14 protein-coding genes are annotated in these 12,776 nt (G+C 71.4%); 8 read left to right on the top strand and 6 right to left on the bottom strand.

The window, feature by feature from the left end; translation table 11 throughout:
• Window positions 1-14: 14 nt before the first annotated feature.
• Entirely contained in the window at window positions 15-1,808 is a 1,794-nt protein-coding gene (locus G5C51_RS33535; RefSeq protein ID WP_165243092.1) for an AMP-dependent synthetase/ligase, read from the bottom strand.
• Between the two features lie 71 nt (window positions 1,809-1,879).
• Here G5C51_RS33535 and G5C51_RS33540 point away from each other — a divergent pair, with 71 nt between their 5' ends.
• The 6 genes from G5C51_RS33540 (at window position 1,880) to G5C51_RS33565 (ending at window position 6,836) form a co-directional block, all read left to right on the top strand.
• Window positions 1,880-2,641 (top strand): metallophosphoesterase family protein, encoded by a 762-nt coding sequence (locus G5C51_RS33540; RefSeq protein WP_165243094.1) that lies wholly within the window; start codon window positions 1,880-1,882, stop codon window positions 2,639-2,641.
• Between the two features lie 142 nt (window positions 2,642-2,783).
• Window positions 2,784-3,230, top strand: a complete 447-nt coding sequence (locus G5C51_RS33545; RefSeq protein ID WP_165243096.1) for an SRPBCC family protein — start codon at window positions 2,784-2,786, stop codon at window positions 3,228-3,230.
• Between the two features lie 5 nt (window positions 3,231-3,235).
• Window positions 3,236-4,477 carry an ArsA family ATPase gene (locus tag G5C51_RS33550; protein ID WP_165243098.1) on the top strand — a complete coding sequence of 414 codons (1,242 nt, stop codon included), beginning with the start codon at window positions 3,236-3,238 and terminating at the stop codon, window positions 4,475-4,477.
• Window positions 4,478-4,543: 66 nt separating this feature from the next.
• A complete protein-coding gene (locus tag G5C51_RS33555; protein ID WP_165243100.1) occupies window positions 4,544-5,011 on the top strand; it encodes a DUF5304 family protein in 468 nt (155 codons plus the stop codon).
• Between the two features lie 115 nt (window positions 5,012-5,126).
• Window positions 5,127-6,071, top strand: coding sequence for an ROK family glucokinase (locus tag G5C51_RS33560; RefSeq protein WP_165243102.1), 945 nt, complete (start codon window positions 5,127-5,129; stop codon window positions 6,069-6,071).
• Window positions 6,072-6,092: 21 nt separating this feature from the next.
• Complete coding sequence (locus G5C51_RS33565) at window positions 6,093-6,836, top strand: endonuclease/exonuclease/phosphatase family protein (RefSeq protein ID WP_165243104.1); 744 nt, start codon at window positions 6,093-6,095, stop codon at window positions 6,834-6,836.
• A 3-nt stretch (window positions 6,837-6,839) separates the two neighbouring features.
• Here the strand turns inward: G5C51_RS33565 and G5C51_RS33570 are convergent, their stop codons facing one another.
• The 4 genes from G5C51_RS33570 to G5C51_RS33585 all read right to left on the bottom strand — a co-directional run bounded on the left by G5C51_RS33570 (window position 6,840) and on the right by G5C51_RS33585 (window position 9,929).
• Window positions 6,840-7,790: a CU044_5270 family protein gene (locus G5C51_RS33570; RefSeq protein WP_165243106.1), complete on the bottom strand. Its 951-nt coding sequence runs from the start codon at window positions 7,788-7,790 to the stop codon at window positions 6,840-6,842.
• Window positions 7,783-8,400 (bottom strand): RNA polymerase sigma factor, encoded by a 618-nt coding sequence (locus tag G5C51_RS33575; RefSeq protein ID WP_165243108.1) that lies wholly within the window; start codon window positions 8,398-8,400, stop codon window positions 7,783-7,785. Before G5C51_RS33575 ends, G5C51_RS33570 begins: the two co-directional genes overlap by 8 nt.
• Before the next feature lie 102 nt (window positions 8,401-8,502).
• Window positions 8,503-9,162 (bottom strand): hypothetical protein, encoded by a 660-nt coding sequence (locus G5C51_RS33580; protein ID WP_165243110.1) that lies wholly within the window; start codon window positions 9,160-9,162, stop codon window positions 8,503-8,505.
• The gene (locus G5C51_RS33585) at window positions 9,159-9,929 is read right to left on the bottom strand and encodes an alpha/beta fold hydrolase (protein ID WP_165243112.1); all 771 of its coding nucleotides are present in this window, start codon (window positions 9,927-9,929) and stop codon (window positions 9,159-9,161) included. Before G5C51_RS33585 ends, G5C51_RS33580 begins: the two co-directional genes overlap by 4 nt.
• Before the next feature lie 117 nt (window positions 9,930-10,046).
• On the opposite strand from G5C51_RS33585, the gene G5C51_RS33590 reads away from it, so the two are divergent.
• Window positions 10,047-10,799 carry a lysophospholipid acyltransferase family protein gene (locus G5C51_RS33590; protein WP_165243114.1) on the top strand — a complete coding sequence of 251 codons (753 nt, stop codon included), beginning with the start codon at window positions 10,047-10,049 and terminating at the stop codon, window positions 10,797-10,799.
• Window positions 10,800-10,837: 38 nt separating this feature from the next.
• Complete coding sequence (gene macS, locus G5C51_RS33595) at window positions 10,838-12,019, top strand: MacS family sensor histidine kinase (RefSeq protein WP_165243116.1); 1,182 nt, start codon at window positions 10,838-10,840, stop codon at window positions 12,017-12,019.
• A gap of 138 nt (window positions 12,020-12,157) precedes the next feature.
• Here macS and G5C51_RS33600 read toward each other — a convergent pair.
• Window positions 12,158-12,776, bottom strand: a 619-nt coding sequence (locus G5C51_RS33600; protein WP_165243118.1) for an aminodeoxychorismate/anthranilate synthase component II, incomplete at its 5' end; no start/stop codon positions are given.

Below are 12,776 nucleotides of genomic sequence, written 5' to 3' on the forward strand. Positions count from 1 at the left end.
GGTGGGTGGGCATCTCAGCTGTACAAGGCCTCGATCTCGTCGGCGAAGTCCTTAGCGACCAGCGATCGCTTCAGCTTCAGCGACGGCGTCAGATGGCCCGACTCCTCCGTGAACTGTCCCCCGAGGATGCGGAATTTACGGACCGACTCCGCCCGCGACACCATCGCGTTGCCGTCGTCCACCGCCCGCTGCACCGCCGCCAGCAGCTCCGGATCGTCGCGCAGCGACGAAGGCGTCGAGCCGGACGGCTTGCCCTGCTCCCGCACCCACCTGGCCAGGAACTCCTCGTCCAGCGTGACCAGCGCGCCCACGAACGGCTTCCCGTCCCCGACCACCATCACCTCCGCGATCAGCGGATGCGCCCGGATCCGGTCCTCGATCACCGCGGGCGCGACATTCTTGCCCGCCGCCGTAACGATGATCTCCTTCTTCCGCCCGGTGATCGTCAGATACCCGTCCGTATCGAGGCTCCCGAGGTCCCCGGTGTGGAACCACCCGTGGCTGACCGCCTCGGCCGTCGCCGCCTCGTTGTTCCAGTACCCGGCGAACAGGTGCTCCCCGTGCAGCAGCACCTCACCGTCGTCCGCGACCCGGATCGTGGCGCCGGGCAGCGGCTGCCCGACCGTGCCGATCTTCTGCCGGTCCAGCGGGTTCAGCGCGGTGGCCGCGCACGACTCCGTCAGCCCGTAACCCTCCAGCACCGTAAAGCCGATGCCGCGATAGAAGTGCCCCAGCCGCTCACCCAGCGGCGCCCCGCCCGAGATCGCGTGGGTGGCGCGGCCGCCGAGGACCGCGCGCAGCTTCGCGTACACGAGCTTGTCGAAGAGCCGGTGCCGCAGCCGCAGCCCCAGCGCCGGGCCGCCGTCCGTGTCCAGCGCGCGGCTGTAGGCGATCGCCGTATTCGCCGCCTTGTCGAAGATCTTGCCCTTGCCGTCCGCCTGCGCCTTGGCCCGCGCGGAGTTGTAGACCTTCTCGAAGACCCGCGGGACGCCGAGCAGCAGCGTCGGCTTCACGTCCGCCAGCTCGTCGGTCAGGCTCTGCACATCCGGTACGTGCGCCAGCTTGATCGGCGCCAGCGCCGTGGCCACCTCCACCAGCCGGCCGAAGACATGCGCCAGCGGCAGGAAGAGCACGATCGAGGCCTCGCCGGTACGGAAGAGGGGCCGCAGCCGCTCCACCGCGTTCCCGCATTCCGCGAAGAAGCTGCGGTGGGTGAGCACGCAGCCCTTCGGGCGCCCGGTCGTCCCGGACGTATAGACGATCGTCGCCGGGTCGTCGGCCTCCGCCGCCGAGGTCGCCTCCTGCAGCGCCTCGTCGGAGAGCTCGGCGCCCGCCGCGTTCAGGGCGTCCACCGCGCCCCGCTCCAGCTGCCACACCTCGCGCAGCTGCGGCAGCCGGTCCCGTACGGACTTCAGCAGCGCCTCGTGCTCGTCGGTCTCCACGACCACGGCCACCGCGCCCGAGTCGCCGAGGATCCACTGGATCTGCTCCGCCGAGCTGGTCTCGTAGATCGGCACCGTCACGCCGCCCGCGCTCCAGATCGCGAAGTCCAGCAGCGTCCATTCGTAGCGCGTACGGGACATCAGTCCGACCCGGTCCCCGGGCCGGACTCCGGAGGCGATCAGGCCCTTCGCGGCGGTCTGCACCTCGGCGAGGAACTCCGCGGCCGTGACATCCCGCCACGCACCCGCCTCCTTGCGGGCGATGACGGCGACGTCGCCGTGCAGCGCGGCGTTGCGCCGGATCAGGTCCGTCAGATTGCCGTCCGCCGGTACTTCGTACAGGGCGGGAAGGCTGTACTCGCGCAAGACGTGCTCCTCGGGCGCTGGCTCGATGCGGTGAAACCCTATCCCCTGCCTCTCGTCCTAGAGTGACCCGCATGCGGGTCCATGTGGTGAGCGATGTGCACGGAAATGCCGGAGATCTGGCGAAGGCGGGGGAGGGGGCCGACGCGCTGGTCTGCCTCGGTGACCTCATCCTTTTCCTGGATTACGCCGACCACTCGCGTGGCATTTTTCCGGACCTGTTCGGCACGGAGAACGCCACGAAGATCGTGCGATTGCGCACGGAGCGGCGCTTCGACGAGGCGCGCGACTTCGGGCGTCGGCTGTGGGCCGGGCTGGACCGCGACGCGGCCATAGAGTCGGCGGTGCGCCGCCAGTACACGGAGCTCTTCGCGGCCTTTCCCACACCCACGTACGCGACCTACGGCAATGTCGACATCCCGCGGCTGTGGCCGGAATACGCGCACGACGGCGTCACCGTCCTCGACGGGGAGCGCGTGGAGATCGGTGGCCTGGTCTTCGGCTTCGTCGGCGGCGGGCTCAGGACGCCGATGAACACGCCCTTCGAGATCGACGACGATACGTACGCGGCCAAGGTCGCGGCTCTCGGCGATGTCGACGTGCTGTGCTCGCACATCCCGCCGCAGATCCCCGAGCTCTGCTACGACGTGGTGGCCCGGCGCTTCGAGCGCGGCAGCGAGGCGCTGCTGGACGCGATTCACACGGTCCGTCCGCGGTACGCGCTCTTCGGCCACGTCCACCAGCCACTCGCCCAGCGCATGCGCATTGGGCAGACCGAGTGCGTGAACGTGGGCCACTTCGCCTCGCGCGGCACCCCATGGGCGCTGGAATGGTGAGGCGCCGGTAACCTTCACCGACGTACTGCATTCTCCCGGGGGATAACCCCCGGACCCCCAGCCGGGAAAGCAAGGACAGCCGGGCTGACCGGCGCGCACAGCACGCGGTACACCTGAGCAGAGGTTCGGAGGAGCCCAGGCGATGGCAGAACATACCCAGTCGAGCACCACGATCGATGCCCCGCCCGCCGAGGTGATGGCGGTGATCGCGGACTTCGCCCGCTACCCGGAGTGGACCGGGGAGGTCAAGGAGGCCGAGGTCCTCGCCACCGACGACCAGGGCAGGGCGCAGCAGGTGCGGCTGGTGCTGGACGCCGGGGCGATCAAGGACGACCACACGCTGGCGTACGAGTGGAAGGGCGCCAACGAGGTCAGCTGGAGCCTGGTGAAGTCGCAGATGCTCCGCGCGCTGTCCGGCTCGTATCAGCTGGCCCCGGTGGACGGCGGCAAGAAGACGTCGGTCACGTACCAGCTGACCGTGGATGTGAAGATCCCGATGCTCGGGATGATCAAGCGCAAGGCCGAGAAGGTCATCATCGACCGCGCGCTGGCGGGCCTGAAGAAGCGCGTCGAGAGCGAGGCGGCGTAGCCGCGGTGCGAGTTCTTTTTGTCACCGGCACGGGGGGCGCCGGTCGCTCGACGGTGGCCTCGGCGAGTGCGCTGCGATGCGCTCGCGCGGGCGGCAGCACGCTGTTGCTGACGTCGGACGACGGAGCGCTGGCCGCGCTCGGGGCCGGTGGCGCCGCCGGCGCCGAGCCCGCTGCCGCGGCCGAGGACGGGTTGCCGTTCGGCGCGCCGGTGGCGGTGGCCGACGGGCTGTGGGTGGCGCGGATCGACGCCCCGGCGCACTTCCGCGCGAGCCTGGACCGGCTGCAGGAGCGCGGTGAATCCGTGCTGGGCTACCTGGGCGCCACGCCGCTGGAGGCCGAGGAGATCACGGAGCTGCCGGGCGCGGAGGCGCTGGCGCTGCTGAGCGCGCTCGCGGGGCTGGTCTCGGGGACACCGGGCACTCCGCACGCCGGCCGTGCACCGTACGACCTCGTCGTCGTCGACCTCCCGCCGCTCCCCGACGCCCTGCGCCTCCTCGCCCTCCCCGAGGAGCTGCGCCGCTACCTGCGCCGGCTGCTGCCGCCCGAGCGGCAGGCGGCCCGGGCGCTGCGGCCCTTCCTGGCGCAGCTGGCCGGAGTGCCCGCTCCCGCCGAGCGGCTGTACGAGGCCGCCGTCGGATGGGACGCGCGGCTGGCCGCGGCGGAGGCCGTCGTCACCGGCCCGGGCGTCGGCGTCCGGCTCGTCCTGGAGCCGGGCGACCGTGCCGTACGGGAGCTGCCGCAGGCGCTCGCCGGGCTGGCGCTGCACGGCGTGGCCCTCGACGCCGTGGTGGCGAACCGGACGCTGCCGGCGGAGTCCGCCGACCCCTGGCTGGCCGAGCTCTCCGGCGCCCAGCAGAGCGCCCTGAAGGAGCTGCGGGACACCGCCGACGTAACCGAACTGCCGCATCTGGGGCGGGAGCCGGGCACGGCCGCCGACCTCGCCGAGCTGGCCGACGCGCTGCCCGGGCCCGGCAACGGCACCGGCGCCGAGGCCCCCGCCGTCGACAACCTCCTCGCCGCCGAGGGCGTGCTGGTCTGGCGGCTGCCGCTGCCCGGCGCGGAGCGCCACGACCTCGGCCTCGTCCGCCGCGGGGACGAGCTCATCGTCACCGCGGGCCCGTATCGCCGCGTGCTGCCGCTCGCGTCCGCGCTGCGGCGGTGCACGATCGAGCGGGCGGGCCTTTACGAGGGGGAGCTGCGGGTCCGCTTCCGGCCCGACCCGGGGCTGTGGCCGGCGAAGGACTGAACTCGCCGCCGGAAGGAGCTCTTAAGGGGGACGCCCTTACAGGGCCATTCGGGTACCTTCGATGACATGAGTGATGCCATCGAGCGCCCCACCCCCGACCCCGACGCCTGGGCCGCGGCGTGCGCCGAGGACCTCGCCGCCGAGCAGGCCCGCCGGCGGGCGGAGTACGGCACGCCGCCCGGCAGTGCGGCCGAGGAGTTCAAGCGGCTGATCGACTCCTTCGCGGACAAGGTCACGGGCCTTGGCGGTCCCTTCGGCGGCATGGCGGCAGGCGCCGCCGGGATGGCGGCGAAGGGGGCCGCGCGCCAGTTCATCGAGCAGGCCAAGTCGGCGATCGAGCCGGTGATCGACCGTAATCCGGAGCTCTTCGACCACCTGGCCGCGGCCGGTGCCGAGCTGCGGGAGGCGTACCGCGCCGCGGTGTCGAACGACGAGGCGCGCTGGACCAAGGAGCAGGCGGCCGACATCGAGCGGATCGACCTCACCGAGGACAAGTCCCGGGACGAGGACGACGAGCCGCGCGACGAGAAGTGACCACCTGATCGGCCATCAGGAGTTCCTGGTCAGGACGGCGCCGCGATGCCCCCGCGCATCCCTCCGGTAACGTAGTCCCTTGCAGCGGGGCTCGAACCGAATAACCGAGGGACACATGGGACTCACCATCGGCGTCGACATCGGCGGCACCAAGATCGCGGCCGGCGTGGTCGACGAAGACGGCGCGATCCTCAACACCAGCAAGGTGCCGACCCCGTCGACCCCCGAGGGCGTCATCGAGGCCATCGCCACCGCCGTCCAGGACGTGACGAAGGATCACCCCGACGCGGAGGCCGTCGGCATCGGCGCCGCCGGTTACGTCGACGACAAGCGCGCCACCGTCCTCTTCGCCCCCAACATCAACTGGCGGCACGAGGCGCTCAAGGACAAGGTCGAGCAGCGCGTCGGCCTCCCCGTGGTCGTCGAGAACGACGCCAACGCGGCCGCCTGGGGCGAGTACAAGTTCGGCGCGGGCGCCGGCCACGACGACGTCGTCTGCATCACGCTCGGCACCGGGCTCGGCGGCGGCATCATCATCGGCGGCAAGCTGCACCGCGGCCGCTTCGGCGTGGCCGCCGAGTTCGGCCATATCCGGGTCGTCCCCGACGGCCTGCTGTGCGGCTGCGGCTCGCAGGGCTGCTGGGAGCAGTACGCGTCCGGCTCCGCCCTGGTCCGGTACGCGCAGCAGCGCGCCGGCGCCACCCCGGACGCGGCGGAGTATCTGCTGTCGCTGGGCGACGGCACCCCCGAGGGCATCCAGGGCCGGCACATCAGCCAGGCCGCGCGGCACGAGGACCCGGTCGCCATCGACTCCTTCCGCGAGCTGGCCCGCTGGGCCGGTGCAGGGCTCGCCGACCTCGCCTCGCTCTTCGACCCGTCGGCCTTCATCGTCGGCGGCGGCGTCTCGGACGAGGGCGACCTGGTCCTGGAGCCGATCCGCAAGTCCTTCCGCCGCTGGCTGGTCGGCAGCCAGTGGCGTCCGCACGCGCAGGTGCTCGCCGCGCAGCTCGGCGGCCGCGCCGGACTCGTGGGCGCGGCGGACCTGGCCCGCCAGGGGTAACGCGCCGATACTGGTATCGCTATGACGACCGCCGACCTCCCCGCCTCGCGTACCGAGCCGGACGGGTCGGCGGTCGTCCGCGTTCTGTCGTACAACATCCGCTCGATGCGGGACGACGTGGACGCACTGGCCCGGGTGATTCGGGCCTGCGCGCCCGACGTGCTGTGCGTGCAGGAGGCGCCGCGCTTCTTCCGCTGGCGGAAGTACGCGAACCGGCTCGGGATGGCGACCGGCCTGGTGTACGTGACGGGCGGCGCGCCCGCGACCGGGCCCATGGTCATGTCGTCGCTGCGGGCCCAGGTGGAGCGCGCGGAGGACGTCCTCTTCCCGCGCACACCGGGACTGCACCGGCGCGGCCTCGCGACGGCGGTGCTGCGCATCGGCGGGGCCCGGCTCGGCGTGATCAGCTGCCATCTGAGCCTGGCTGCGGCCGAGCGGTACGAGCAGGCGGGCGGGGTGCTGGAGCGGGTGCGCGCGCTGGGGGTGGAGCACGCGGTGGTCGCGGGCGACCTCAACGACCGCCCGAAGGGCCGCTCCTTCCGCCGGCTGGCGGCCGGGCTGCAGGACGGCTGGGCGACGTCGCCGTGGGGCGGGGAGCTCACCTTCCCGCCGGGTGACCCGGTCGGCCGTATCGACGCGGTCTTCGCGACGCCGGGGGTCGAGGTGCTGGGATGCGGTGTCCCGCCGGGCCTGCCGGAGGCAGATCTGAGGGCGGCCACCGACCATCTGCCGGTGCTGGCCGCCCTCAGAGTGCCCGCCGCCTAGCCGCTACGGGCGCTGCTTCACCTTGTCGACGATCCCCCACTCATCCTGGTACGACAGCAGGACGATGCTCTTGCCGGAGCGCGTCTCGCCCGGCTGCCTGAAGCCCAGGTATTCGTACGTCTGCGGATCGAAGATGAGGTACTTCCCCTTCTGTCCGTGCGGCCCCGTGTACTCGATCCCCACGCCGGTGCGCCCGCGCGCGTCCTTCACCCCGGGGATCGTCTTCAGGCCCGGCACCAGCGCGATCGCCTCGTACGCGGCGGGGCGCAGCCCCTTGGGCAGCATCGGCGACTTCAGCAGCTCGCCGAGGAGGAAGTACGCCTGGAACCTTTCGAACTTGCTGAAATCGCGGATCGGCTTGTCGGACGTGCCCATCGAAACGATGGCCGCGGCGAGCTTCTCCGGACCGGTCGGGAGCTTCTTCAGTCCCTTCCAGTCGGACGGTGGCCACTTGTCGCCGGCATCGTCCCAGTACGCGTTGCCGAGATCCTCGGTCCAGGTCGGCTTGGAGCCGTCCACCGAGGCCCAGATCTCGTTGTGGTAGGTCTTGGTCTTCCCGGTCTTCACCTCGGTCTGCTTAATGACCGTCATGGTGTACATGTACTGGTCGTCACGGGGCGGCCGCAGATTCTTCTCCTGCTTGCGCTCCCGGTCCGCCGCCCCGTTCAGGACCGCCGCGGCCTGGGTCATCCGCGGGGTGGTCGTGCCCGGGTGGTCGGTGCGGTCGCCCTCATCGCTGGTGATCACGACCGCTGTCCCGGTGATCGCCAAGGCGACCACCGCCGCGGTGCCGAGCCGGAGCGCACGGCGGCGGCTCGGGTCGGCGGCCGGGTGGCGGCCATCCGCGTGCACGATCGTGTTGAGCAGCTGGTGCCTGGCCCGGTCCCGGGCCGGTTCGGCGAGCGGGGGCGCGTCCGCGTCCCAGTCCCGCAGGAGTTCGAGTTCGTCATTCATGGCCGGATGCCTCTCGCATGGTCGTCGGATCGGATCCGCCCAACGCTTCGCGTAGTTTGCTGCGAGCCCGGTGCAGCCGTGACCGGACCGTGCCGATGGGCACGCCGAGGGCCTGGGCCACCTCCTCGTAGCCGAGACCACCCCACGCCACCAGCAGCAGCACATCCCGGTGCCGGGCCGGCAGCGCGTGCAGCGCCGCCGCCAGCTCCCGGCGTACGGCCTCGGCCCCCACCCGGTCCGCGGCCCGGTCGGCCAGCGGCTCGTCATGGTCGGCGGGGGCCGGGACCCGGGCCAGGGCCTTGAAACGGCGTGCCTCGGCGCGCCGGTGCCGGCCGACGAGGTTCGTGGCGATGCCGTACAGCCAGGGCCGGGCGTCGGTGCCGGTGGCCCGCGCCGGGTCGTATCGGTGCCGCTGCTGGAAAGCGGTGGTGAAGGTCTCGGCCATGAGGTCGTCGGCAGCCTCGCCGCCGAGCCTGCGGGCCAGGTAGCGGTGTACCGCATCCGCGTGCCGGTCGAACAATTCGGCGAATGCCTCGGGCTCAACCCGGGACCGCGCAATCACCGAGGCGTCGCTATCCGCCCCCGTGCGGACGCCTGGCTCGACGGTCATCGGGGCTCCTCTCGTTCAAGGGAACGCTTCGAACGCTTGGGCTTACACCTCTCCTTCGCCCATCGCGCCGGATGAGTTCCCTCGAACTCCGGCCCCCGGCTGCTAGACGACCGCGCCGCCGCCCGGCAGCTCGTCGTCCTCGTCCCCGCCGGGGCGCATCCGTATCACCAGCGTCGCGAAGCCGCCGATGAAGCCGCCGATGCCGAGCAGCCCGGCCCACCAGGTCAACTCCTGCTGCAGCACGGTCATCAGGACCAGCAGCAGCGGACCGCCGAGCACGGCGAGCCAGGCGAACTTCGCCGTGGTGTCCGCCTTCGGCAGCGGCGGGTCCGGCGGTACGAAGTGGCCGTCGTCGCTCTCGTCGAGGTCGTCGTCGGAGGGCTCGGCGGCGTCCCAGTCGCGCGGGCCGGTGCCGGCCGCGTAGACGGTGAAGCTGAGGCTGCCGTCGTCGGGGCGCAGGACGCTCTTGCCGAGGCCCTTGTCGACCTGGTCGAGGTCCTTGTCGAGCTGATCGAGGTCGCGGTCGAGCCGGTCGAGCTCGCGGTCGACCTGGTCGAGGCCGCCCTTGGCCGGCTCGCTGTCCTTCTCCAGGTCGATGGCTTTGTCGAGGTCGAGATCCTCGACGCCGCGCTCGGACTCGGACTCGGGGCGATCCGGATCGTCGGCCGGCTCCTCGCCGTACGACGCCACGATCTCCGCCCAGATCGCCTCTTCGTCGAGCGGGTCGCGGCTCTCTTCCCGGTCGGGGTTACGCTCCGTCACGTCGCCGCTGTCCCTTTCCGGTCCGGCGCCAGCCTGCTGATGAACGCGTACGAGTCCTCGAAGATCTGCTCCGCGTCGTGGTCGAGAGTAGCCACGTGATAGCTGCGCTCCAGCAGCACCTCGGTGACGTCCACCGAGGAGACCCGGCTGAGCACCCGGGCGGAGTCCACCGGCGGTACGACATGGTCCGTACGGCTGTGGAGCAGCAGCAGCGGCTGCGTGACCTGCGGCAGCTCGCGGTCGACGAGCTGGAAGAAGCGGCGCAGCGAGTGCGCGGCGTGCAGCGGCACCCGGTCGTAGCCGACCTCGTCGACGCCCTCCTTGACGGTGTCGTTGACCAGGCCGGGGGCCGTACGGGCCAGGTAGCGGGCGACCGGGAGGGCCTTGGCGGCGAGGCCGTGCACCTTGTTGCCAGGGTTGACCACGACGACGCCGCTGACCGAATCCCCGTGCTTGGCGGCCAGTCGCAGGGCGAGCGCGCCGCCCATGGAGAGGCCGCAGACGAAGACCTGCTCGCAGCGGTCGCGCAGGGCGCGCAGCTCGTGGTCCACGGTGGCGTACCAGTCCTGCCAGCCGGTGAGCTGCATGTCCTGCCAGCGGGTGCCATGGCCGGGGAGGAGGGGGAGGGAGACGGTCAGCCCCTGATCGGCCAGGTGCTGCGCCCAGGGGCGCAACGAGGCGGGGCTGCCGGTGAAGCCATGACACATCAGAACGCCGACCGGATCGCCTGTGTGGCGGAACGGCTCGGCTCCGGGAAGAACCGGCACCGGGAGTCTCCGTTCGCTCGTCTCGCTCGCTGCGGGTGGTACTTCACAGTACCGCCGCAGAGCCCCCTTCTGGCCGTCCGGGTTAAGGTCTAGTCGTTCAGCACAGGAGGTCGGCGGTTGTTCTACAGCACGATGAAGCTCACCCTCGGAAACGGGCTCAAGCTCGCTTTCCGCCCCTGGGTGGAGGGACTGGAGAACGTCCCCGCGGACGGTCCCGCCATTCTGGCGAGCAACCATCTCTCGTTCTCCGATTCCTTCTTCCTGCCCGCGGTGCTGGACCGGAAGGTCACCTTCGTCGCCAAGGCGGAGTACTTCACCTCGCCCGGCGTGAAGGGCAAGCTCACGGCCGCCTTCTTCAAGGGCGTAGGCCAGCTGCCGGTGGACCGCTCGGGCGGGCGGGGCGCGGGTGAGGCCGCGATCAAGAGCGGGATCGACGTGCTGGAGCGCGGCGAGCTCTTCGGGATCTATCCGGAGGGGACGCGCTCGCCCGACGGCCGGCTGTACCGGGGCAAGCCGGGCGGACTGGCCCGTATCGCCCTGGCGACCAATGCGCCGGTGATCCCGGTGGCGATGATCGACACGGAGAAGATCCAGCCGCCCGGCCAGGTGATGCCGAAGCTGATGCGGCCGGGCATCCGGATCGGAAAGCCGCTGGACTTCAGCCGGTACCAGGGCATGGAGGGGGACCGCTTCGTGCTGCGCTCGGTGACCGACGAGGTCATGTACGAGATCATGAAGCTGTCCGGCCAGGAGTACGTGGACATGTACGCGACTGCGGCAAAGCGGCAGATCGCGGAGGCGGAGAAGAAGCGCAAGGCCGAGGCCGCGGAGGCGGCCAAGGCGGCGGAGGGGCGCAAGGACGCGGCATAGCCCGCGGGCGCTTTTTTTGGGGGGCGAAGACAGTGCGGATGTCCGTTGAGCAGCCGCTTTGGCAGGCGCTGACGTGGTTCCGGGTGTTGACGCTCGGCTACGCCGTCGTCGGTTACGCGACGAAGTACGACCATGTGGCACGGCCCGAGCTGGGTTGGGTGTACATGGCGGCGCTGGCCGTATGGACGCTCGGGACCTTTCGCAAGGTGGCGTCGGCCGAGGCCTGCACGTACCGCTTCCTTGCCGCCGACATCGGGATGGCGCTGACCGGCATCGTGCTGACGATGGCCGTGGAGACGGATGACCGCATAGGCGACGGGGCCTCGACCCTGCCGTCGATCTGGACCGCCGGAGCGGTGCTCGGCTTCGCGATCAAGGGCGGCTGGCGCTGGGGAGCCTCGGCCGCCGCGGGGATCTCGGTCGCCACGATCGTGCAGCGCAAGGGGCTGGCCCAGGAGAACATCCACAACATCGTGCTCCTGCTGGTCGCCGCGTCCGCGATCGGCTACATCGTGGAAGTCGCGCGGGCGAGTGAGCGCACCCTGGCACGGGCGCTGCAGATCGAGGCGGCCACCCGGGAGCGGGAGCGGCTGGCACGGGACATCCACGACAGCGTGCTGCAGGTGCTGAGCATGGTGCAGCGGCGGGGCACGGCGCTGGGCGGAGAAGCCGCCGAGCTGGGACGTATGGCAGGAGAGCAGGAGATCGCGCTCCGGGCGCTGGTGACGGACGGCCCGCCACCGGACCCGGTGGTGCCCGCGGCACGGCGCTCGCGCTTGTCACGGCGGGCGGTACGGGCGGGGACCGCCCCGGCGCCGGACGAGAACACGGACTCACCTGTCGACCTACGAACACTGCTGGCGCGCTTCGCCTCGGCCCGAGTCACCGTCTCCGAGCCCGGGGTGCCCGTCCTGCTGCCGCCGACCGCGGCGGCGGAGATTGCCGCAGCAGTGGGCGCGGCCCTGGACAACGTGGACCTGCACGCGGGCGCCGACGCACAGGCATGGATCCTGGTCGAGGACGACCCGGACGCGGTACTGGTGACGATCCGGGACGACGGCCCGGGCATCCCGGAAGGCCGCCTGGCAGCAGCGGAGGCCGAGGGCCGCCTGGGCGTCGCCCAGTCAATCCGCGGCCGCTTGAAGGACCTGGGCGGCACGGCTGAGCTGGTATCACCACCCGGCCAAGGCACCGAGGTCGAGCTCCGCATCCCCCGTTGAGACTTGGGCTCGCGAGCCTGGCGGCCGCGGCATCCGCGCTTCGCGCGGAATCCTCAAGCGCCAGATGGGCTGATTGCGGCCGCCGCCCGGCAGCCGAAGCCAGCCCCCGCCCCCACTCCTCCCGTAGCCAGCCATCCGCTAAACCAGAACCCCCGCCAGCAACTCCCTCACCACCACCGCCCCATTCAGCGTCAACACCGACTCCGGATGGAACTGCACCCCAGCAAACCCAGGCCCCCGCAAGGCATGCACCTCACCCGACGACGCATCCCGGCTGAGCTCGACCCGATGCGCCGCCAGCTCCACTGCCACAGCGTCATCAGCCCGCGCCGTAAAGGTGCTGTAGAAGCCCACCGTCTCCGGCCGCCCGAAGAAGTCGATCACTTCCTGCGCGCCCTGATACGGCACCTCCTTACGGACCAGCTCCAGCCCCAGCTCCGCAGCCAGCAACTCATGCCCGAGGCACACCCCGAGCAAGCCGTCCCGGTGCTCCCGCACCAGATCAGCCGTCAGCCGCCGCAGGAACCGCATCTTCGGATCGTCCGCGTCCCGGGGATCACCAGGACCGGGCCCCAGGACCACGGGACCGTCATGGGAGAGAGCCAGCTCGCGCAGCCCGGGCTGGTCGTACCGCACCACACTCACCGCGCTCCCACTCGACCGCAGCACATGCGCGAGCATCGCCGTAAAGGTGTCCTCCCCGTCGATCACCAGGATCTCGGGGCCCGCGTCCGCACCCACGCCCGCCCCCGCATCC

This window comes from Streptomyces coryli (genome assembly GCF_011044975.1).
GTDB lineage: Bacteria > Actinomycetota > Actinomycetes > Streptomycetales > Streptomycetaceae > Streptomyces > Streptomyces coryli.